General features: G+C 59.5%; 19 protein-coding genes and 2 pseudogenes. 6 read left to right on the plus strand and 15 right to left on the minus strand.

Annotated features, from left to right (window positions below; genetic code table 11):
• Positions 1 to 18: 18 nt before the first annotated feature.
• Positions 19 to 501 carry a flavin reductase family protein gene (locus OH720_RS11070; protein ID WP_272605625.1) on the minus strand — a complete coding sequence of 161 codons (483 nt, stop codon included), beginning with the start codon at positions 499 to 501 and terminating at the stop codon, positions 19 to 21.
• Positions 502 to 559: 58 nt separating this feature from the next.
• Positions 560 to 1777 carry an acyl-CoA dehydrogenase family protein gene (locus OH720_RS11075; protein ID WP_272605626.1) on the minus strand — a complete coding sequence of 406 codons (1218 nt, stop codon included), beginning with the start codon at positions 1775 to 1777 and terminating at the stop codon, positions 560 to 562.
• 159 nt (positions 1778 to 1936) lie between these two features.
• Here OH720_RS11075 and OH720_RS11080 point away from each other — a divergent pair, with 159 nt between their 5' ends.
• Complete coding sequence (locus tag OH720_RS11080; protein WP_272605627.1) at positions 1937 to 2638, plus strand: TetR/AcrR family transcriptional regulator; 702 nt, start codon at positions 1937 to 1939, stop codon at positions 2636 to 2638.
• A 50-nt stretch (positions 2639 to 2688) separates the two neighbouring features.
• On the opposite strand, the gene OH720_RS11085 is transcribed toward OH720_RS11080, so the two are convergent.
• The 8 genes and pseudogenes from OH720_RS11085 to OH720_RS11115 all read right to left on the minus strand — a co-directional run bounded on the left by OH720_RS11085 (position 2689) and on the right by OH720_RS11115 (position 11675).
• A complete protein-coding gene (locus tag OH720_RS11085; RefSeq protein WP_272605628.1) occupies positions 2689 to 3462 on the minus strand; it encodes an ABC transporter ATP-binding protein in 774 nt (257 codons plus the stop codon).
• A gap of 30 nt (positions 3463 to 3492) precedes the next feature.
• Positions 3493 to 4356 (minus strand): methyl-accepting chemotaxis protein, encoded by an 864-nt coding sequence (locus OH720_RS31835; RefSeq protein ID WP_442967311.1) that lies wholly within the window; start codon positions 4354 to 4356, stop codon positions 3493 to 3495.
• A 39-nt stretch (positions 4357 to 4395) separates the two neighbouring features.
• A pseudogene (locus tag OH720_RS31840) lies at positions 4396 to 5181 on the minus strand (MCP four helix bundle domain-containing protein); the annotation flags it as partial.
• A 199-nt stretch (positions 5182 to 5380) separates the two neighbouring features.
• Positions 5381 to 6637, minus strand: coding sequence for an MFS transporter (locus OH720_RS11095; protein WP_272605630.1), 1257 nt, complete (start codon positions 6635 to 6637; stop codon positions 5381 to 5383).
• Between the two features lie 54 nt (positions 6638 to 6691).
• Positions 6692 to 8053 (minus strand): outer membrane beta-barrel protein, encoded by a 1362-nt coding sequence (locus OH720_RS11100; protein ID WP_272605631.1) that lies wholly within the window; start codon positions 8051 to 8053, stop codon positions 6692 to 6694.
• Positions 8054 to 8120: 67 nt separating this feature from the next.
• Positions 8121 to 9728, minus strand: coding sequence for a bifunctional 3-(3-hydroxy-phenyl)propionate/3-hydroxycinnamic acid hydroxylase MhpA (gene mhpA, locus OH720_RS11105; RefSeq protein ID WP_272605632.1), 1608 nt, complete (start codon positions 9726 to 9728; stop codon positions 8121 to 8123).
• Between the two features lie 112 nt (positions 9729 to 9840).
• Positions 9841 to 10761 carry a VOC family protein gene (locus OH720_RS11110; RefSeq protein WP_272605633.1) on the minus strand — a complete coding sequence of 307 codons (921 nt, stop codon included), beginning with the start codon at positions 10759 to 10761 and terminating at the stop codon, positions 9841 to 9843.
• 80 nt (positions 10762 to 10841) lie between these two features.
• Positions 10842 to 11675, minus strand: a complete 834-nt coding sequence (locus tag OH720_RS11115) for a fumarylacetoacetate hydrolase family protein (RefSeq protein ID WP_272605634.1) — start codon at positions 11673 to 11675, stop codon at positions 10842 to 10844.
• A gap of 176 nt (positions 11676 to 11851) precedes the next feature.
• Here OH720_RS11115 and OH720_RS11120 point away from each other — a divergent pair, with 176 nt between their 5' ends.
• A complete protein-coding gene (locus tag OH720_RS11120) occupies positions 11852 to 12559 on the plus strand; it encodes a GntR family transcriptional regulator (protein WP_272605635.1) in 708 nt (235 codons plus the stop codon).
• Between the two features lie 61 nt (positions 12560 to 12620).
• On the opposite strand, the gene OH720_RS11125 is transcribed toward OH720_RS11120, so the two are convergent.
• Positions 12621 to 13397, minus strand: coding sequence for an IclR family transcriptional regulator (locus OH720_RS11125; RefSeq protein WP_272605636.1), 777 nt, complete (start codon positions 13395 to 13397; stop codon positions 12621 to 12623).
• A gap of 233 nt (positions 13398 to 13630) precedes the next feature.
• Between OH720_RS11125 and OH720_RS11130 the strand changes: the two genes are divergently transcribed.
• Genes OH720_RS11130 through OH720_RS11140 form a run of 3 tightly spaced genes read left to right on the plus strand, consistent with a single transcriptional unit; the run spans position 13631 to position 19346 of the window.
• On the plus strand, positions 13631 to 14761 hold the full coding sequence (locus OH720_RS11130) for an efflux RND transporter periplasmic adaptor subunit (protein ID WP_272605637.1): 1131 nt from the start codon (positions 13631 to 13633) through the stop codon (positions 14759 to 14761).
• Positions 14762 to 14793: 32 nt separating this feature from the next.
• Complete coding sequence (locus OH720_RS11135; RefSeq protein WP_272605638.1) at positions 14794 to 17934, plus strand: efflux RND transporter permease subunit; 3141 nt, start codon at positions 14794 to 14796, stop codon at positions 17932 to 17934.
• On the plus strand, positions 17931 to 19346 hold the full coding sequence (locus tag OH720_RS11140; protein WP_272605639.1) for an efflux transporter outer membrane subunit: 1416 nt from the start codon (positions 17931 to 17933) through the stop codon (positions 19344 to 19346). Before OH720_RS11135 ends, OH720_RS11140 begins: the two co-directional genes overlap by 4 nt.
• Positions 19347 to 19482: 136 nt before the next feature.
• Here OH720_RS11140 and OH720_RS11145 read toward each other — a convergent pair whose 3' ends face one another.
• The gene (locus tag OH720_RS11145; RefSeq protein WP_272606549.1) at positions 19483 to 19746 is read right to left on the minus strand and encodes a hypothetical protein; all 264 of its coding nucleotides are present in this window, start codon (positions 19744 to 19746) and stop codon (positions 19483 to 19485) included.
• 23 nt (positions 19747 to 19769) lie between these two features.
• Entirely contained in the window at positions 19770 to 19937 is a 168-nt protein-coding gene (locus OH720_RS11150) for a hypothetical protein (protein ID WP_272605640.1), read from the minus strand.
• Positions 19938 to 20469: 532 nt separating this feature from the next.
• Between OH720_RS11150 and OH720_RS11155 the strand changes: the two are divergent.
• Positions 20470 to 20565 (plus strand): annotated as a pseudogene (locus tag OH720_RS11155) (LysR family transcriptional regulator); the annotation flags it as partial.
• A 46-nt stretch (positions 20566 to 20611) separates the two neighbouring features.
• Here OH720_RS11155 and OH720_RS11160 read toward each other — a convergent pair.
• A complete protein-coding gene (locus tag OH720_RS11160) occupies positions 20612 to 21319 on the minus strand; it encodes a cupin domain-containing protein (RefSeq protein ID WP_272605641.1) in 708 nt (235 codons plus the stop codon).
• A gap of 61 nt (positions 21320 to 21380) precedes the next feature.
• Positions 21381 to 22235: a GNAT family N-acetyltransferase gene (locus tag OH720_RS11165; RefSeq protein ID WP_272605642.1), complete on the minus strand. Its 855-nt coding sequence runs from the start codon at positions 22233 to 22235 to the stop codon at positions 21381 to 21383.
• Positions 22236 to 22495 lie beyond the last annotated feature (260 nt).

Genomic DNA, 22495 nt, shown 5'->3' on the forward strand with positions numbered 1-22495 from the left:
GATTGCGTTGTCGATCTGTCAGGCCGCGTTCAGCCTTCCGTATTGGCCGGAGAAGAATAGTAGTGGTCGCGCCTGTTCGGCCTCTACAAGTTCGACCACCTCAGCGATGTACAGTTGGTGATCGCCGGCGGCATGGATCTGGACAACCCGCGCAACAATATGTGCCAGGCTGCCCTCGATGATGGGGACGCCCCGGACTTTGTTCATGGTCACGTTCAGCCCCTCCACGGCGCGGCCTGCGAAGTGGCCGCTGATGTGCTCCTGTTGTTCGGTGAGAAAGTTCACGCCGTAAAAGTCACCCGGCTGGATGTGCTTGCAAAAGCGTGATTCGTTTTTGATCGAGACCAGAATCAGTTGTGGCTCCAGCGACACTGAGAGGAAGGCATTGGCCGTCATACCCGCAGGCTCATTTTCCCGTTCGTAGGTCACCACTGTGACACCTGTGGCAAATCGGCCCATGACACGGCGAAACTTGGCGGTGTCATTGTGTGCATCATTCATCGTCATTCTCCATTCGTTTGCCAAGCGGCCAGTGCGCCTGACCGCGCGAGTCGTGCAATCACACCAGGGGTGTATTGGCCTCTTTGCCACACAGGATCCGACCAAACAGTTCCAGGTTGGTGGAGGTGCACACCACACCATGCAGATTGGCCACTCTGGCGTCGCGCCACAGGCGGTTGAATGGATTGGAGCTGCCTGCCAGGGAGCCGCCGCTTGCCGTTGCCAGCAAGTCGACACCTTCCCAGATCAGCTGACTGGCATAACCCGTGTCGCGGCGGATGCGCGCCCGCGTTTGCCGGTCCATCGCCGATCCAGCACAAGCGCAGGCGTCGATTTCGTCCACGCAACGCTCCACGACCAGGCGCGCGGCATCGAGCTTGGCCGAGGCCTCTCCCACCTGCAGGTGAGTGACTGCAGCCTCGTCCTGTTGGTTGTACCAGGTGTACTGGATGCCGCGGCCCGGCAGCTTGGCGAGAAATGTTTCCAGGGCTGCCTTGGCAATGCCCAGGGCGGGGAATACCAGAATGATTGCCAGCAACGGGATGAACGCGCCGCGATAAAGCGCTTCACCTTGCAAGTGGGTAGAGGCGTATTCGCCAGCGATAGCTTTGGACACCGACGCAATGCGCTCATCGGGTACGAACAGATCTTTTACTGACACCGAGGTACTGCCACTTCCCCGCAGTGCCATAGTGTCCCAATCGTGTAGCAGTGTGATGTCTGCAACCGGTATGAGGGCCAGGCCCTGATCCACGGTTTCACCCGCTTCATTGACGATTGGAATCCCGAGCAAGTCCCACTGTGCGTGATACACGCCGCTGTTGAATCCCCACAGGCCTTCTTCGATGAGGATACCGCCCGCCACACGCTTGACCTTCGCTTTGCGTGGGGACAGCACACCGCTGCTGCGCACCTTGCTGCCACTGGCGAAGATGGGATCACTGACTGTCTTGGGATACAACGTTGCGAGCATCCAGTTGCAAATATTGATCAGGGAACAGGCCCAGCCAGCCGAGGCATCACCACGGCCTATTTCACTGACCACTTCCATGTAGGTTCTGATGCTGGTTTGCAGACCGCCATGCTGGCGTGGAATCATCAGGTCGAAGGCGCCGATGGCATCAAGTTCGGCCACCGTTTTTTCGGGCAGGCGCGCCAGTTCATCGACTTCGCGCGTACGCGAACGCAAAGTCTCGACCAGACCGCTGGCGCGGGCGATCAACTCGCTTTCATGGATGTGCTCATTGATCGTTGCGTTGAGGAGGACGGAGTTCATGGCTTTTCCTGTTATTGAGATTATTGGATGAGCTTCTGACACAATAGTGACGAATTCGTCACGGTGACGAATTCGATATTAATAGAAATATATTTTTTTAGTAAAGATATAAATTAATCTATTCGCCGACGCGATTCGATGCGAAAAGGCATAACGCACATGGAAAACACGGCAACATCTACGAACGACCTGGACGCACCGCTGGATCACCGAAGCGTGACTGCCCAGCGCAAGCGGGACGCGATGCGCGCGCGAATACTGTCGGCGACCATGGACTTGCTGGAAGACCCCACCAAGGTTTCCGTCACCATCGAAGACGTCGCACGGGAGGCGAAAATTTCCCGGGGAGCTTTCTACAAACATTTTTCTTCGCTGGAGGAGGCAGTAGCAGCCATAGGCCAGGAAGCGACTGATGGCATGACGCTGCATATCCTGCCCGTGTATGACGTACTGACTCACCCGCTGGAACGCATCAGTACTGCGATGCGTCTCTTTTTGCTTCGCGCACATACTGACCGGCGCTGGGCATCGTTTTTCATCCGGGCGGACCTGGTGCAGGACCAATCGATCTTGCTGAAGTACGTGTTGGCCGATCTGGAGGCCGGCCGCCATGCCGGCTTACTTGACCTGCCATCGATGCAGGCAGGCGTCGATGCGTTGATCGGTGCGACCCTGGAAGGAGTTCGGAGCATGAACCAACGCAAAGTGGACGATCCGCAGGCTTACATCGATGCGGTCATTTTGATGGTGCTGCGCGGTTTCGGCGTGGAGAACAGGTTGGCGCATGAAGCAGTGGCCTTCTCCAGGGCGTATCTGAAAACGCGAGCTCAATCGGATGTGAATCATCCATCGAGCCCCTGAAGGGGGGCTCGCTCTGGCGATACCTGACGCTCTGGCGGCAAACCCGAATCTCAATCGTGCCAGCACCGATACCAGCCGTTTTTCTCGCTGATGTGCAACGGAGTCTGGTAGAGGTCCGAAAGGTGTGCGCTGGTCAATAGTTCGGACTTGGAACCATCGGCGACAATCTGCCCCTGCTTGATCAACACCACGCGCTCGATTTCCGGAATGATCTCGTCGACATGGTGGGTGGTGATGAGCAACGACCGGCCCTCACTGCAGAAACTGCGCAACAGCGTCAGCATGGCCAGGCTGGCACCCATGTCGAGACCGTTGGCCGGCTCATCGAAAATCAGCGCCTCGGGATGATGCACCAGCGCTCGAGCCAGCAACAGGCGTCTTTTCTGGCCTGTGGACAGGCGTTGGAACATGCAGGATTCATCCTGCGAAATCCCCAGGCTGGCCATCATGGCGCGTGCCTGCTCGAGCTGAAGCTCGGTCGGTTGCAGGTGTTCATGGCGGCCGATAGCGCCAAAAAAGCCGGAAACCACAACGTCCAACGCGCTGGTGTAGGGCGTGTAATCCTCTTGCAGGTCCTGTGACACGAAGCCGATCCTGTTCCGCAGTTGCCATAGATTCAGGCTCTCGCTGCCGAACAGCTTCAGATAACTGCCGTCCTGAGCCACCGGGTAAAGTTCCCGGTTGATCAGCTTGAGCAGGGTGCTTTTACCCGCGCCGTTAGGGCCGAGAATGGCAACGCGCTCCTGTGGCCCGATCTTCAAGGACAACTGGTCGAGCACTCGGGTCTGTTGCTGATACGCGGTGACTTTATGGAGTTCAATCATCTGAAAAACCTTGCAGGAAGTAAGCCCGGGCTAGATGCGAAACCTGTCGATGTGCCCGCGCAATCCGGCGGCCAACAGCGACAGTTCTTCGCTGGTCAAGTGTATCTGTGCAGCGCCCGCCGAGGTTTGTACGGACAGATCACGAATGCTGATCAAACTCCGGTCGATCTCTCGGGAGGCTTGAGCCTGTTGTTCTGAAGCACTGGCGATGACCACGTTCATTTGACTGATGGTCTCCACTGCAACACTAACCTCTTGCAAGGCAGCATCCGCTTCCTGGGCAATACCCAGGGTCGAGTGGACCCGTTCGGTGCTCTGTTGCATGGAGGACAGCGTGTGTGCCGCCACGCTACGCAAGGAACTGACCATGTGCTCGATTTCCTGCGTTGATTGCTGCGTCCGCAATGCCAGCGCCCGGACCTCTTCAGCGACGACGGCGAACCCGCGACCCGCTTCCCCGGCCCGTGCGGCTTCAATGGCTGCATTGAGCGCCAACAGGTTGGTCTGCTCGGCAATCGACCGTATCACTTCCAGTACACGGTTGATGCCGGACACGCTGCCGGCAAGCGCTTCGACACGATCGGCGGTAATCGAAATGCCCTCTGCCAATACCGATAGCGATTCAAGGGTTTCCATGACCCGGGCTTTTCCGGTTTGCGCCGCTGTGTCCGTGGTTCGTGACGCCAGCGCTGTCGCCGATGCGTTTCTCGCCACTTCATCGACGGCAGCGGTCATTTCATTCACGGCGGTGGCGGCTTGTTCGATTTCCTTGTTCTGCTCCTCAAGCCCGCTGTTCGCGGTCGCGATGACGCGATGAAACTGTTGCGAAGAATGCGCCAGCCGGATGGAAGAATCCATAATGCGCACTACCGTGTCGTGAAGGTGAGCCTGCATGGTCCCAAGCGCCTGAAGCAACAAGGCCGGTTCGTCTTTCCCTGTGTCATTGATGGTGGATGTCAGGTCACCGCGGGCAATGTTCTGCGCGACATGGAGCGCATCGAGCAGGGGTTGGTTGATACTTCGGGTGTAGAGCGTCGCCAGCACGATCGTCAGCAGGGCGGCCAAAGCCATCGCCGTGATGACGCCCGCCACCACTCGCTGACGCGTTTGTTGTTCGAACGCGGCGCCTTGTTGATAGTGCTGCAGGTAAAAATCCAGCAATTGACCCGAGCGTTCTCCCAGTTCCTTGGCGAATTTATCGATGGGGCCGTTCAAAATCCCGGTGGCTGCCTGGCGTTGACCTTCGGCTGCGAGCCGTATGACTTCAAGCTGTTCATGACGGAACGCATTTGACGCGTCCAGGTATCGCTGAAAAATCTCCCGTTCCGCCGGTTGCCGAAGTCGGGCGGCAAATGCCTCCTGTTGTTGGCGCACACTGTCGAGTACCTGCATCAGCGCCCGGTGATTGGCAGCCAGGGTCACCGGGTCGCTCAGCACGACCATGCGAAAGGTCATTATTCCGGCTCGATCCTCTGTGGTGTTCAACGCCGCCAGCCGGATGAGCCCAGGCACCCAGACCTCCCTGATCGCCTCGGACTCCACGCTCAACTGCCTGACCATACTCAATGCGAACAGGCCGAGCAGCAGCACGACCAAACCCACCAGGCCAAAGCCGAAAATCGAGCGCGGTGCCAACTTCATTTTTCTGAAAAACAACGGATTTTTCCTCAAAGAAGGGATCCTGGCAGGCACCCCTAAAGAGCAGGGGGGCACTGTCATGTCGAACACCAAACGAACCGGCGCCAGCTTGTGGCCGGCGCCGTTATTTCAATGAAACGCTTGAGGGATGGTTCAGTGCCGGGCGGTCGTGGCGCCTGGCACTGGCATGCGCATCTTGTGCATGACGGGGCGTGTCGTCGTTGCTCATCAACACGCCCATTCCGACATCCTGTCGCTCCCCGAATGGAGAGTGAATGCTTTACACGCTGTCGATGCCCTCGGCGGCCGGCGCAGAAACCCTCGCCGGGGCGGTTTCGCGCAAGCATGTTGCGACCAGCAATCCGACCAATACGGCGCCGAGTGCCAGGTACATCGTGTTTTCGATGCCGTGGTGCTGGGCGATGTACCCCGCGATGGCGGGCGCGACGCCACCCCCGAAAATCTCGCCGATACCCACCACCAGGCCGGTCGCTGTGGAGGTCAGCGCCGCTGGAACGGATTCACTGGTAAGCGGCCCGACCGTCATGCAGATCATGCTGAAGTTGAAAAAGATCGTCAGGAACAGCAAGGCGAACAATTTCATCGGTTCCGCTCCAGTACCCATCAGCAACCAGAGGAACACGCCGGTGGCGACAAACGAAATGAGTACCACCGGTTTACGGCCGATGCGATCGGACACGGCTGGCATGATCAGCTGCCCGAGAAAACCACCCAGGCCGATCGCCGACATCACGAAGCCCATCTGCTGCACGTCCAGGTGCAGGTAGTCCATCAGGTAGTTGGGCATCATCACGCTGATCACGAACAGGCAGGTCAGCATGCAAAACATGCCGACGATGTTCAGCCACACGTTGCGAAAGCGCAGGGCATCCAGCCAACCGGTGTGCCTGGCGTCTGAGCGGGTTTCGGCTTTTGGTGGTGTAGCGATGCGGGTTTCCCGCAGGTGCCGGTACATGGCCAGGCCCAGCAGGAAGCCCGGCAACGACACGATCACAAAAACCCAGCGCCACGACGGCACCACCAGCAAGAGTTGTGTGGCGAGAATGGGTGCAAGCCCAAGACCGAGAATCGGGAAAAAGGCCTGCTGGATGCCGATGTTCAAGCCGCGCCGGGCAGGGTGCGAAGACTCCGCCGTGGCCGCCAGGGCTGTCGGGGTAAAGGCGCCTTCGGAGATGCCCATGATCGCGCGGATCAGCAGCAATCCGCCGATACCGGTCGCCAGACCCGAGAGGCCCGCCAGCAGAGAAAATACCAGCACTGCCGGAATAAGCACTTTGCGTCGACCGATACGGTCGGACAGTCGTCCCATGAAAATCGAAGAAATACCCCAGGCCAACCCCAGGATGGCGGTCACGTTGCCCAGGTCCTGATAGTTCAGACCGAGGTCTTTCATCATCACTGGAAACAACGGCAGGATGATGAACCGGTCCAGGCCCACCAGGCCGAAACCCAGGGCCAGCAAGGCCACCGCTTTGAACTCGTATCGAACATCCCACGCGTGCTTATTGTTGTTCATGGTTGTCACTCGGATGGAGTTGAGGAAGGCAGCCATGGCGTGGCTGCCAGGGGCTTAGAAATAAATCAGCGCTTCGACCAGGCCGGTCAGCTGTGTACGGTCGCGCCCGGCCCCGAACGGGTGATCGTCGGCGTTGCCATCGAACACGTCGTATCGCACTTCGGGGCGTAGCGAGATGTACTTGTTCAGGTCGTACCGCAGGCCCGCGGTGACGGCGTTGAAGTTGCCGCGGGCGGTGGAGGCGGGCAGCAGGATGAAACCGTCGGGATCGGCGAAATGCTCCGCCCGTACCGAGTAAGAAAGATCGGGCCTTTGCTGATAGGTCAGCACCGCGTTGGCACCCCACCAGTGCGCGCCGTCGAAGCCGGGGCCGTTGATGATGTCGACGGTGCTGGCCTGGCCGTCACCGTCCTGGTGGCCGTACACCACCTCGGCGCCCATCGACCAGTGCGCATCAAACCGATGCCAGCCGTTGAGCGAGTGCTGCTGCTTGAACTGTCCATCCGGCGACACCAGGCGCGAGGTCGGTGCCTGCACGTCGCTGAAACTGTCGTTCTGCTCATCGCCGAGGATGAACTCGTAGTCGATCCAGGTCTGCATGTCGGCGGTACGCCAACGCAACGCACCGATAACCGATTTGCTGTCGTTGTTATCGCGCAGGTTGTTCCAGCCCTGGACCACGCCCAGTTCCACGCCGAGAATGCCGGACTCGCCGTTGTACAGGCGTGAACCCAACTGGACGCCGCCAACGGTGCCGGGTTCGCTGACAAAGGCGTAGGTCTTGCTGGCAAACGGGTTGCGCGCGGCGCGGATGTTCGGCGGGATTTCATAACCCAGCGCCGGGCCGAAAACCCCGGCCATGGCGGTGATGCCGGGACCGTAGGGCAGATAGGCGGTGGCGGCGATGTTCGGCACGGCAAGGAATTTTTGTTTGTCGCGCTGGGCCTTGGCCAGGTCGTCGTCACCGGGTGAGTTGATCCCCCAATGCATGTCCCAGCCTTGGGTTCGGGCGAACTGGGCGTTGCGGCCGTAGTTCATTTCAAAGGTAAAACCAAAGGCGGCTTCAGTGGGTTGCGGGCCGGGCAGCGGCGTGATGCGCGGTACCATGTCGCCTTTGAGCGCCTTGTCGACAAACAGATGCAGGCCGCCCCATTCCAGGCCTTCATCGGCGAAACCCACCAGCGGCAGATTGCTCAAGCCGTCCTGGCGTTCGTCGTGGGTCGAGCGGTTGTTGCGCGAGTAACCCGTGTCGAATAATCCCGAGACCGTGATCCCGTAATCCTTTTCCAGCGTGTCACCGAACAGGCTGCGAAACAGCGTGCCTTCGCCTTTTTCGGTGTTATCGGCGGCGTGGGTATTGAGCGTCGCGAAGGCGGCCAGAACCGCACCAAGCGTTTTCACCTTGATGTTGTGCATTGTCTGTCTCTTGTTTTTGTTGTCAGAGTCTTGAAGGGGGGGCGTCCGTGCCCCCTGGAACTCGGTATCAGACGTGGCAGGCCCTGGCCTCATTGACGACGGCGTTTTGCTGCAATTGCTGGCGCAGGGAATTGAGCAGTTTGGGCAGCGCCGACAGCTCGGCCACCCCGCCGTAGCAGTAGTAGTCCGGGCGCACCAGCAGGACCTTGAGGCCGGCCTCGGCCATGAACTGTAAGTATTTGCCGGAGACGTCGCGGTAAATGCCCTTGGCACTGTCAGAGACCGGCGCAAGCCGAACCACTTGCAGGCCGTAGTCGCGGATGAAGCCCAACTGCTGCGCATCGAGCAGCGCCAACGGGTCTTCGTCACCGCGCACCAACAGATGGAAACCGCGTCCGATGACATCGTCGTAGCGACTGACCTGGCCATCGATTTCAATCGAGCCGTGTACCCCGAGAATGCCGCGCAATTGACCGTCCTCTTGCAAAAGTCCATCGGTCAGACCGGGGAACGGCGGCAGTGGTGCAACGTTGCCGCTCAAATACGCCGCGTCACGCTCGGCGGCTTTCACGGGGTCAGACACGCAGACCACTTTGCCCATGGCCATGGAGGCTTCGATCACCGCGCGAATCTGCGGTTTGCGCTCCAGGGTGTAGCTGTCCAGAAGGCTGTTGTCGGCCAGGCCCCGCAGCAGCAGGTCCAGGCGCCAGGACAGATTCCACGCATCGCGAATGCCTGAGCACATGCCCTGGCCCATGAACGGCGGCATCACGTGGGCGGCGTCACCGGCCAGCATCACCCGGCCGCTGTTCCAGTTGGAGGCAATGCGCGAGCGGAACTGATAGACCGCGTGGCGCACCAGGTCCGCGGTGTCCGGAGTGACCCAGCGCGACAGCAGCGACCAGACCTTGTCGGTGTCTTGCAGGTCTTCGAGGGTTTCGTGGGGCAGGCGCATGAACTCCCAGCGCCGATAACCGGGCCCGCCGGGGACCATGGTGGTCGGGCGCTCGGGGTTGCACCACTGGCCGATGTCCGGCACATCCAGTTCCACGCCGGGCTTGGGTTGCAGGTCGACCACCAGCCAGTCTTCCTGGAAACCCAGGTCTTGCCATTCAATGCCCAGCGATTGTCGTACGAAGCTGTTGGCGCCGTCAGCGCCGATGACATAACGAGCGCGGACGCTTTGCTGTTCTTCGCCCAGCGAGAACTTGCCGTCTTCACGAATCACCCGGTTGAGCACCATGTCGCAGCCTGTGGCGTCCTGCTTGAGCGCAGTGGCTTCCCAGCCCTGATGGATCTGCACGTTGCCGATGCTTTTGGCTTTGCGGTCGAGGATGGCCTCCAGCGACGGCTGGTTGAACAGGTAGCCGAAGGGGCCATCGCTAATGGACTCGGCCGACCAGTCGATCTCTACCAGTACCTTCCAGTCGGCGTTGAACCACTGGTAGCGCGCCGACGGCTGGGAGATTTTTTCAAGCTCTTCACCCAGCCCCATGGAGAGGAATACACGGCGAATTTCATGATCGTAGAAAACGGCGCGCGGGAGCGGGTAGAGCGCTGGCCAGCGCTCGAAGACGGCGACCGTGTAACCCATCTGGCCCAACAGAATGGCCAGGGTCTGGCCTACAGGACCGTAACCGGCGATGGCAACATCGACTGTGGTGTGCTGATTCATGACTGTGCCTCGTGTACTTCTCAATGATTTCCGGACGTGGCCGGGCCCGTAGCGCGATCAGGAGGACTCGCGCCATGCAGGAATTCCAGGTGTCTTGGAGGGGCAGGCAGACTCAGGACGGTGCCGGAGTGCCCGCTTCAGTGTTGAAAATGAAGTTGTCCGGGACGTCCGGGCCCCACAGGTACAGGGAGTTCTCGGGCGGGTAGTCGCCAGCGGGCCATTCGCTGCCTTCGCTGATGTAATCCATATCGGCCGAGTACTCGCAGAAGGAGCCCCATGGGTCCTGCACATAGTGGAAGTAGTTCGAGCCCAGGCAATGACGACCCGTGCCCCAGCCTTTGGTGTGGCCAGCCGCGGCCATCTGCGAGGCGCCGGCACCGACTTCGTCAATGCTGTCGACTTCCCAGGCTGCGTGGTGCCAGCCCTTGGCACTGCTCTTGGCGAACGCTACCAAATGATGATCGCAGCCGTGGGAGGCGTGACTGAAGGCGATGATGTCCATCGACTTGTCGGAGAGCTTCAGCCCCAGCGCCTGTTCATAGAAATGCAGGGCGCCGAGCACGTCCGGGGTGAACAACAGCACGTGGGACAAACGCCGAGGGCGAACTTGCGCCAGGCCATCGCGCGTCGTTGCGCCACGGCGATTGGCCGGTGTATCGCTGCTGTGGTGGGCGGTCTTCTGGTCGGGCATGGTTTTGTCGCCGACCTTGACCTGCAACAGATTGCCGTCCGGATCGCGGAACCAGATGCCGGCGCCTGGGCGATCTTCAAAGCGCCCACCGGCGGCTTCGATCTGCTGGCGTAGCGCGGCGAAGTCCTGTTCGTAGCAGTTGAAGCTCAGGTACGCCATGGACTTGGAAGCGGCCGGGAGGATTTTCGCCCACACATGCCCATCGGCCGCCCGCAGCAGGAGTTGGTCCGCGCCATGCTCTACATCCAGGCCGAAGCTTTCAAAGAATTGGCAGGCTTCGTCCAGGGACGGAACGTTCAGCGCGTAATGATCAATTGAATGCACACCATGGGACACGCTCATGATTGCCTCCATTTTTAATTATTGTAGTTATTGCACGCAGGGCCTGGGGGCGGCCCTGCGCCACATTTCAAACGGTGTTGTCAGGCTTCGTCGACCACCGGGTTGACCAGCTTGCCGATGCCCTCGATGGACACTTCGACGATATCGCCAGCCTTCAGGTAGACCTTCGGATTCATGCCGAAACCGACGCCGGCCGGGGTTCCGCTGACAATCACGTCACCGGCTTCCAGGGTCACCGCTTCACTGAGCGTCGAGATGATGGTGGCCACGTCGAACAGCATGTCGTCGGTGTTGGCCGATTGTACGACCTTGCCATTGACGCGGGTTTCCAGCAGCAGGCCCTTGCCGCCAGCTGGCAGTTCGTCGGCCGTCACCAGTACCGGCCCGAACGCGCCGGTGTCATCGAAGTTCTTGCCGACCGTCCATTGCGGCGAAATGAACTGGTAGTCACGCACCGACCCTTCGTTGAACAAGGCGTAGCCGGCGACGTGTTGCAGTGCATCTTCCTTGCGAATGTGACGACCACCGCTTTTGAGGACTACGGCCATTTCGCCTTCGTAGTCGAGGGTGTCGGAAACACGCGGGCGAATCAGCGGTTTGTTGTGGGCGGTCAGGCTGGAGTTCCAGCGCGGGAACAGGGTCGGGTAGCTTGGCTGGGCGTACGGCGACTCCTTGGTGTGGTCGGCGTAGTTCAGGCCCACACACACGATCTTGGTCGGGCGCGCCATCAGTGGCAGGTAAGCGTCTTCGGCGATCTCGACCAGCGCACCGTTGGCACTGGCGCCGTGAGTGGTCAGGTCGACGCCGCGGGCCAGCAGCGACTCAAGGGATTCGGCGCCCAGTACACGCACACCTTCGGTGGTGACGACACCCAGGACAGGTTGACCTTGATTCAAGAAGCGAACGTAGCGCATGACGGTTTCTCTTGTTGGCTTGAAAGGGGTCGGTGTGGAAGGGCAGCCGACCGCGTAGTCACTAAGCTAGGCCCAATAAAATATATCGTCAACAAAAAATATATATTTTTCCAAATATGAGAAATTTCTCGATCTGTGTATGATTCGAGCAGACAACGCGTAAAAAGGAGTCAACCGTGAATTCCCCCCTGATCAACTGGCAATCTTCGGAACCCGCTGAAAAGCGCACCATGGCCTCGCAACTCGAAGCCCGGATTCGCCAGGACATCATCAATGGCCAACTGGCACCGGGCAGTCGCCTGCGTCTCAAGGAGCTGGCCGAGGCCTACGATGTGGGGGTGATTCCACTGCGCGAAGCCTTGTCGCGCCTGGCCAGCAGCGGTTTCGTCTCGGCGGCGGATCAGAAGGGCTTCAGCGTCGGGCAGATTTCCGCAGCGGAAATCGCCGACATCACGGCCGCACGGCTGCATATCGAGTGCAAAGCCCTGGCTGACTCCATTCGCCAAGGGGACGTGGAGTGGGAGAGTCGCGTGCTTGCCGCCCATCACCGGCTTGACCGCCTGACCATCGTCGAAGGCCCTGAGCGCTTGCTCAAACCGGAATGGGAAAACGCTCATGAACTGTTCCATCAGGCGCTTATCTCAAGCTGCAACTCGCCAACATTGCTGCGCCTGTGTGCGTCCCTGCGGGATCAAACCGCGCGCTATCGCTTCCTGTCGATGCACTACGCCGACAGCGCCAAGCGCGATGTGCCCCATGAGCATCGACAACTGATGGATGCCGCCCTGGCCAAGGACATCGACACGGCGTGCGAGCTACTGGCCGCTCACTACCAGACCACCACCGACTCGGTGCTCAAGCACGCACTCTTGATTCAGGGCTGATGTTTTTTCCTGCAAGGGGGAGATCAACGCCTCGACGGTGGCAGGAATGTGTCATTTCTCATCAATATTCGCCCGCCAGCCTGGAAATCGAGGCTCGGCAGGCCTCCAGTGCCTGGCGGAATTCTTCGGCGCGCATCTGAAAGCGTGAGGTGGGTGCCACGACGGCGACGGCGTGGGGGCCCATGAACGTCGGGATCAGGATGCTGCAGGCACTGATGCCCACCGTGTGTTCCTGGTGATCGGTGGCAAAACCGCTTTCACGTATCGACACCATTTCGCTAAGCAGCGATTGGATGCCATGGGTCGAGTCCGTCAGTTTTTCCGGGGATTGGCCCAATACTTCCAGGATCTGTTCGTCGCTCAAGGTCGAGAGCAGCACTTTGCCGTCCGCTGTCGCGTGCATCGGCATCGAACGGCCCATGGGGAACACCACGCGCAATTCGCGCTCGGCGATAACCCGGTCAATGACATTGGTCTGCTGTCCGCTGATGCACGACAGGGTGACGCTCTCGTTCAGCTCCTGTGACAACTCCTCAAGGGACTTGCGGGCGATCGAGATGATGTCGGTGTGGGTCTGGTGAATCAGCTGAGCGAGGGCCGGGCCGAGGCGAAATCCGCTGCCGGGACGAATGGGTTCAACCATGGCCTCGGATTCCAGGGCGCTGACGATCCGTTGCACGGTTGAACGCGCCAACCCGACTTCCTGGGCAATCGCCCCCAGGCTCAAGCCTCGCGGATGGCTACCCAACACGCGCATCACTGAACAGGCACGGGCGATGACCTGAATCCCGCCGCTGCGACTTTCGTCCATTTCGTTTTTTTCTTTCGACTCACTCATTTCCTACCTCGAGACCGGCGCGCCTGGTTTGTGGGCTGAAGCCCTGCAGCAGTTTACAGGCTGGACGGGGGTGTACCGCAATGCGGGTGCTTGCACCACGATGTGGATCGCATTACGATACATCGCATCGCATTGCGGGTCACTCGTTATGTGATCAACCCCTCTCGACTGCCAATCCCCTTGCCTGCCTCGTGCAATGCAAGGCGTTGGGCGAGCTTTCAAAGGAGTATCAAATGAATTTCAGACCCTCCCGGCGCCTTGGCTACGCGCTGCCGCTGGCCGCGTTGATCGTGGCTGGCTGCCAGGAACCACAGGACACCGTGGTCCATAAGGTGCCCGACGTCGGGGTCGTGACCCTCCAGAATGAAGATGTCCTGCTCAGCAGTGATCTTCCGGGACGAACCAGCGCCTATCGCGTGGCCGAGGTCCGACCGCAGGTCAGCGGGATCATCCAGAAGCGTTTTTTCAACGAGGGCGCGCAGGTCAGCAAAGGTCAGCAGCTCTATCAGATCGACCCCGCCAGTTACCAGGCGGCCGTCGAAAAGGCCCAGGCGAACCTCGACACCACGCGTAACCTGGCTGAACGCTACAAGCGTTTGGTGGAGAGCAAGGCAATCAGTCGCCAGCAATACGACGATGCCGACGCCAATTTCAGGCAGGCCGCGGCGGAGTTGAAGATGGCCCGGATCAATCTGGAGTACACCCGCGTTCTGGCGCCGATCAGCGGGCGCATCAGTCGCTCGAACATCACCGAAGGGGCGTTGGTCACCACGGGTCAGGTCGATGCACTGGCGTCGATCAATCAACTGGACCCGATCTACGTCGACGTGACCCAGGCCTCCACTGAAATGCTCAAGCTGCGACGCGAAATGGCGTCGGGTCAGTTGACCATGGCCGGGCCGGACCAGGTGCAGATCCAGCTCACGCTCGAAGATGGCTCGGCCTACGAGTTGCCGGGTGCGCTGAAGTTTTCCGAGGTGACGGTCGACCCGGGCACCGGAGCTGTCACCTTGCGCGCTGCGTTTGCCAACCCGAACGGCATTCTGCTGCCGGGCATGTTCGTCCATGCCCGCCTCACCGAAGGTGTGCGCCAGCGAGCGATCCTGGTACCGCAACAAGGCATCACCCGCGACCTCAAAGGCCAGGCTACTGCGCTGGTGATCGGTGCTGAAAACAAGGCCGAGCTGCGGGAGGTCAAGACCCAGCGCACCCTGGGCAACAAATGGCTGATCGAATCCGGCCTGAAGGCGGGCGACCGGGTAATCACCGAGGGCGTGCAACTGGCCAGGCCCGGCATGTCGATCAATCCCGTCCCCGCAAAAAATCTCGACGCCAACTCCGCTGTGGTCAGCGCCACCGAGTAGCGCTTGCGCCGCTCACGCTCAAGGTAATACCTATGGCTAACTTCTTTATCAACCGGCCGATTTTCGCCTGGGTGATCGCTATCGTGATCATGCTCGCCGGCGCGTTGTCGATCCTCAAACTGCCGGTCAACCAGTACCCGAACATTGCCGCCCCGGCGGTGATCATCACCGTGACTTACCCGGGTGCATCGGCGCAAACGGTGCAAGACACCGTGGTGCAGGTGATCGAGCAGCAACTCAACAACCTGGATGGCCTGCGTTATCTATCTTCGGAAAGTAACAGCGATGGCAGCACCAACATCATCGTGACCTTCGATCAGGGCACCAATGCCGACATTGCCCAGGTGCAAGTGCAGAACAAACTGCAACTGGCGACACCGCTCCTGCCGCAAGAGGTGCAGAAGCAAGGGCTGCGGGTCGCCAAATATCAGGTCAATTTCATGCTGATCGTTGGGCTCTATTCCGAAGACGGATCCATGGATGACTTCGACATCGGCAACTACATCGTCTCCAACATGAAGGACCCGATCACCCGCACCAAGGGCGTCGGTGACTTCCTGATGCTGGGTGCCCAGTACGCCATGCGCATTTGGGTTGATCCTCAAAAACTCAACAGCTACCAATTGACGTCCCAGGATGTCATCGACGCGGTACAAGCGGAAAACGTGCAGATTTCCTCTGGCTCGCTCGGCGGATTGCCCACCCATAAAGGGGTGCAGCTGAACGCGACGATTCTCGGGAAGTCGCGAATGAAAACCGCCGAGGAGTTCCGCGAGATCCTGCTCAAGGTCAATCCGGATGGTTCACAAGTGCGGGTCAAAGACGTGGCGCAGGTGGGTCTCGGCTCCGAAAACTTCTCGATCTCCGGCACCTACAACGGCAAGCCTGCCGCCGCACTGGCATTGCGCCTGGCAACCGGTGCCAACTTGCTGGATACGGTCAAAGGCGTGCGGCAAACCGTCGCCGAACTGGAACCGTACTTTCCCAAAGGCTTGAAGGTGGTGTTCCCGTATGACACCTCGCCGGTGGTGGGCGCGTCCATTCACGAGGTCGTGAAGACACTGTTCGAGGGCATCCTGCTGGTGTTCCTGGTGATGTACCTGTTCATGCAGAACATCCGCGCCACGCTGATTCCGACCCTGGCTGTGCCGGTGGTATTGCTGGGGACGTTCGGCATCCTCGCGGCCTTTGGCTTCACCATCAATACGCTGACAATGTTCGGCATGGTGTTGGCGATTGGCCTGCTGGTGGACGACGCCATTGTCGTGGTGGAGAACGTCGAGCGGGTGATGTCCGAAGAGGGCTTGTCACCCAGGGAGGCCACACGCAAATCCATGGTGCAGATCCAGGGCGCACTGGTAGGCATTGCGCTGGTGTTGAGCGCGGTGTTTGTACCGATGGCCTTCTTCGGCGGCGCGACCGGCATCATCTATCGGCAGTTCTCGGTCACCATTGTGTCGGCCATGGCGCTCTCGGTACTGGTGGCGCTGGTGTTTACCCCGGCCTTGTGCGCAACCATTCTCAAGCCCATCGATGCCGATCACCATCACAAGAAAGGCTTCTTTGGCTGGTTCAACCGCAGCTTCGATCGCGGTGCCGAGCGCTATAAAAACGGTGTGGCAACCATCGCCCGGCGCAAAGGGTTGTTCCTGGTGATTTACCTGCTGATCGTCGGTGCCATGGCCTGGCTGTTTCCACAGATTCCAACGGCGTTCCTGCCGGACGAGGATCAAGGCACGATGGTGGTCCAGGTGCAGATGCCGCCCAATACCAGCGCCGGCAGAACCCAAGCGGTGCTCGATGAAATACGCGGCTACCTGATGGAGCATGAAGGTGACGTCCTGGAGTCGGCGTACACGGTCAACGGCTTCAACTTTGCGGGGCGCGGGCAGAACTCCGGCATGTTGTTCATCGGCTTGAAGCCCTGGGAAGAGCGGGAAGGGAACGACACCTCGATCTTTTCCTTCACCCAGCGTTTGCAGGCGCGTATTTCGCAAATCAAGGACGGTACGGCGATCGCCATCGTACCCCCTGCCATCCTGGAAATGGGTAACGCCAAAGGCTTCGACATGTTCCTCCAGGATCGTACGGGCCTGGGCCACGAGACCCTGATGGCGGCGCGTAACCAGTTCCTGGAACTGGCTGCCCGAGACCCTGTGCTGATGAATGTGCGGCCCAACGGATTGAATGACGAACCGCAGTATCAGGTGGTCATCGACAACGAAAAGGCCCGTGCGCTGCAGGTCAGTATCAGCGACATCAACAACACCATGAGTACGGCGTGGGGTTCTGCCTATGTGAATGACTTCATTGATCGAGGTCGGGTCAAGAAGGTGTACGTGCAAGGCGAAATCGATTCGAGGATCTCTCCTGAAGATTTCGAGAAGTGGTACGTGCGCAATGCCCGTGGCGAGATGGTGAAATTCTCGTCGTTTGCCAGTGGCTACTGGACTTACGGCTCACCGAAACTTGAGCGCTACAACGGTATTCCCGCGGTGGAAATCATGGGCGAGCCGGCGAACGGCTACAGCTCCGGAGACGCGATGCAGGCGGTGGAACGGATCGTCAAGCAACTGCCTGACGGCCTCGGTGTGCAGTTCACCGGTATTTCCTATGAGGAGCGCCTCTCCGGTTCGCAGGCGCCGGCGCTGTACGCCATTTCGGTATTGATCGTTTTCCTGTGCCTGGCCGCGCTCTATGAGAGTTGGTCGGTGCCGGTATCGGTGATCATGGTCGTGCCCCTGGGTGTGATCGGCGCTGTGTTGGCGACGCTGATGCGGGGGCTGTCCAATGACGTGTTTTTCCAGGTCGGACTGCTGACCACCGTGGGGTTGTCGGCGAAAAACGCGATTCTCATCGTCGAGTTCGCCAAGGCCTTGCACGAAGAGCATGGAAAACCCCTGGTGGAAGCCGCGGTGGAGGCTGCGCGCCTGCGCTTGCGGCCAATCATCATGACGTCGCTGGCATTCATGCTCGGTGTATTGCCCCTGGCTATTTCCAATGGCGCCGGCTCAGGCAGCCAGCACTCGATCGGCACTGGCGTCATCGGCGGGATGATCACGGCGACGTTCCTGGCGGTCTTTTTCGTGCCGATGTTTTACGTGGTGATCTGCCGGCTGTTCGCCCCCAAAAAACCTGGCCCGGTGGAAATGCCTGAAGGAGAGCGAGCATGAAAACGTTTCGTCGCAATGCTGCGCTTTCATTGGTCCTGATGAGTGTGGGCGGCTGCTCGCTGATTCCCGACTATCAGCGGCCCGAGGCGCCGGTGGACAGTGCCTGGACGACGCCTGTCGAAAAGCGGGCAACCGGTGGGGATCGGGTGACCTGGCAGGCCTTTTTCCATGATGAACCTTTACGCCAGTTGATTACGCAAGCGTTGGACAATAACCGCGATGTGCGCGTGGCGGCGCTGAACATCGAGAAAGCCCAGGCGCAGTACCGGATCACCCGTTCGCAAACGCTGCCTTCCATCGACGGCTCCGGATCCGGCACGGCCCAGCGCTTGCCTGGTGACGTGGCAACCAGCGGTTCGACCGGCACCAGCCATCAATACAATGCCGGCATCGGGTTTACCGCCTATGAACTGGATTTCTTTGGTCGGGTCGACAGCCTCAAACAGCAGGCCCTGGAAAGCTACCTGGGCAGTATCGAGGCGCAGCGCAGTGTCAGGCTGGCCCTGATTGCCCAGGTCGCGACGGCGTATTACCAGTTACAGGCTGACCAGCAACTGTTGGCGATTGCCCGGCAGACGTTGGCGAGCCAGCAGAGTAGTTATGAGCTGGTTCGCAACAGTTACCGCATGGACGTCGCCACCGAACTGGACTTGAGTCAGGCAGAGAGTACGGTGCGCACGGCTGAGGCCAGTCAGGCGCAATTCTCCAGGGCCGTGGAGCAGGACAAGAATGCGTTGGTGCTGCTGGTGGGCAAGCCGTTGTCGGCACCCTTATTCTCGGCCGTCCAGCTTGATGCCTTGAATGTGGAGAGCGACCTGGCGGTGGGCCTTCCGTCCGATCTGTTGACCTGGCGACCGGACATCCTCGCCGCCGAACACGCCTTGAAAGCAGCCAATGCCAACATTGGTGCGGCAAGGGCTGCATTCTTTCCGAGCATACAACTGACCGCATCGACCGGTTCCGCCAGCGCCGATCTCGGTCAGCTGTTTGCAGGCGGGCAGGGTGCCTGGACGTTTGTGCCGTCGATCAACCTGCCGATTTTCAACTACGGACGCAATCAGGCCAATCTCGATGTCGCCAAGGTGCAAGCGTCGATCGAGGTGGCCAATTACCAGAAGGCTATTCAGGTGGCGTTTCGGGAGGTGTCCGATAGCTTGGTCGCGCGCGAGTCACTCGACATCCAGGTCAAGGCTGAAAGCCAATTGGTCCAGGCCAATGCCCGCAGCTATCGCCTGGCTGAAAGCCGTTATCAGGAAGGCGTGGACACCTACCTGAACGCTCTGGATTCCCAGCGCAACCTCTACAGTGCCCAGCAGACGCTGGTACTGACCAAGTTGTTGCGCATCAACAACCTGGTTTCACTGTACAAGGCGCTGGGTGGCGGGGAAGAGGTGGGAAGCAGCTCACGATAGCGACTGATTCAACACTCGGTTTCCTCCTTGGCCCATGAGCGTTTTTTGTCATGGGCCTTTTTTGGTTCGGATCTCGGTGCCGGCCTTTTTTTGCTTTCCCTCGCTTGAGCAATGGCATAGATGGGCTTCATTCCACCTAAATCGAGCGGCTGAACGCGGCCCAGTCAACGTACCAGAGTTTGCCGATCTGCTCGCCGGGCACCGTTCCGTTCCGGATGTGGTTGCGAATTGCCTGCGGGCAGAGCGGAGTGCCGCCTCCGCCCCAGCGCCGGCGCTGAAAATCGCTGATCTTGATCAGTTCTTTTTTCACAGGATGCTCCATGCCGCGTGTTGTGGCAGAAGGTGGATAGGTTTCGCTGGCAACCCACTTGATGAGTTCGGCTTCGTCGTCCGGTCTCACCTGAGTCGGCTCCAACGCAGTCCTCACACCATCCCGAGAATCTCGGTGGAGTCCATACCACCCCGTTTGGCAAGGCGCTGCAGAGATTGGCTGTGATTGCGAAGTGCCTGCTCTTCGTATGGGATGAGCAAGCGCATGGGTATCGATTTGATATTGATGCCCTTCATCACGGGCATGTTTTCGAGAGGCATAGCGATATCCTCGCCCGCCGATCAATGGCAGGCTTATGCTTTAATGAATTAGATCTTGAGTAGGGGGTAGTGATGCATAAGGTTTTTCGAAACATGGTGTTCATTTCCGGGGTACCAATGGTGATTGTTGGACTCGGCGTTTGCCTGAACCAACTACTTTGGGGTCGAAGTGTCGGTTACTTGGCTTTTGCCTTTTTAGTCTCAGGGTGCACGTTGTTGCTGATTGGATGGCTACAGAGGAACAAGTGAAATTCTCGGCCTTACCCCGGCCCCTTGTAGCAGTACACGTAGGCGAACCAGGCGAGGGTGATCATGGCGTCACCTTCTGGCCGAGCAGCACGTCGCTGACAACCTCCCGGAGCTGGGCCGGCGACCACTGGAACCGGTCGAAGTCACCACCCGGCTCAGTATTCAATATTGTTTTTTTCGCCAACCAGAATCAGGGAATCAAAATCGAAGCGGTGGTTGTGGATTGCCGAGTGCTCGAAGCAAGTGCGGCGTGGCAATTCCGGGTGCCACACGTGCAGGCGCTGCGGATGATGTCCTCGGAATCGTTTCGCTGGCCGAAAGTGGTCTGGACATCTGTCAGGCCTATGACTTCATCATTCGCGAGAACGTGCAGCGGGGCCCTCAGCAGTCCGCTCTGCAAGATGATCTTCAATGATCAACCGAGGCTATTTAACGGCATAGACTTTGCGCACATAGCGCGTGCTTTTCCATGCGCATGGCGCACCTTGTGGCACGAACACAGTGTCCCCGGTATCAACGGTCACATTCGATCCGTCAGGTGCCAGTAAAGCCACGCTGCCTTCGATCAAATGCATCAGCTCATTGAGTTTGTGTCCTCGGCCGTGACGTTCGTAAGGTGTCGAATCCCAGACGCCGACGCGCAGATTGGTTGCGGCATCTTCGAAGGTATTACGTGACCGGCATTGCGGTGTCGGGCCAATCAGTATCTGTGGCTCCGGTTCTGCTGAAGGCGACAGGATCGCCAGCGGGTCGAGCAGGGTCAGGCCGGGTGTTGGCGCTGCGGTGGTCATGGCACAAAACGCCCACTGGGTGCCAACCCGAGCTTCGATCCGCAAGGCTGTGCCGCGACCGATTACCGCACTGGTGCCGAGAGACAGTTCCAGCGTCTGTTCTTGGGTTTTCAGCGTCACGTGGCCGGAGTGGACCACCATCACTTCGGTGTGCGGGAAATCCTCGATATCAACTATTTCACCTGCGTCGACGATGCCGGCGGACACACCGTCAGTCCCTGACCAAGCGACCTTGCGACCGTCCGTGAATGGATCGGCCGCACTCAATGGCAGTTGTTTGAAAGGCGTGACGACGCGGCTGCCATCGGCGCGAGCCAATAGCAAAACAGTAGGTTGGGGCATGCGGGTGACACTCCATTTGAATGAGGGAGTAGGGTCGTGAAAATCGGGGCAAGCCAAATGCTCAGCCGATGGCTTGAGTGACCAGTGCAAACTGCCGTACACCGTTGGCCGCTTTGGGGGGGGTGCCGCGGGCCATCTGCGCCACGGTGTCGACCTTTTTGAGTCCGGCCGACTCCAGCCAATCGGCCAGACCACAATCGGCCGGAATATCGATGCGCACAAAGGCGTCCGGTACCTGGGCCAGCAGCACTGCGATCAGGTGTTGGGCCTGCTCGAGGTTTTCGGCGATCACCGGGCCGATGCAACGACCACGGCCGAACGGACGCATTAGGGCGAAAGCATGCGCCTGGCCGTCGCGCACAATGCCCACCGAATGCTCGACGACAGCGAATAGCTCGCTGAGCACTGCTTGCCGGTCCAGTCCGCTGCCGGCGTTGGCCAGTTCCAGCACCCGCGCCTGATCCACTTCGCGCAGCGGGCGGCATTCTTCACCGTCTGCCAATGGCGCAGCCACGGGCGCTTGCGCCTGGCCCTGATGCTGCTGAATTCGGCCGAATTCGACAAACCCCTGGCTGGCATAAAGTGGTGCCCCGGCCAGGGTCGCGTTCAACATCGGGGTGCTTGACTGGCAGGCCTCAAGCGCGAGTTCCATGAGTTTGCGACCGATGCCCTTGCCTTGGTAATCGTCGCTGACGATCACCAGGCCAATGGTGGTGTACTCACCTTGGGGACAGGCGAAGGCCGTACCGATCAGACGCTGACCATCGAGCACTACAAAGCCGTTGCTGACCCGTTGCAGCATGGCCCAGTCGTCGAGCCGATGGGGCCACTTCAACTGTACGGACAGTGCGTGGGCAGCAGGCAGGTCGGCGCTGCTCATGGCGCGATAGACGTAAGAGGGAAGCGGTGCGGACATGGCGAGTCTCCGATAAAGAGTGTGCGCGAGCGGCCGGTTTTCCGGCGTGGTGACGCCTGTATCCCATCTGTTTGAAAGCCTGACAAGAGGGGATGGAATATTCGGCAGATTCCGCGAAGCACAGGCCACAAGACCACACTTACTACTTAATTGCCGCCTGAGGTCGGCAGCAAATGCTTGGGTCTTTTTAACCCTATAAAAGGCTAAACCTGAGACTCACCGACTTAGGGTGGAATGTGCCATGAACAGCTTCAGTTCAG

Origin of the sequence: Pseudomonas sp. WJP1, from assembly GCF_028471945.1 — a bacterium.
In the GTDB taxonomy this organism is placed as follows: domain Bacteria; phylum Pseudomonadota; class Gammaproteobacteria; order Pseudomonadales; family Pseudomonadaceae; genus Aquipseudomonas.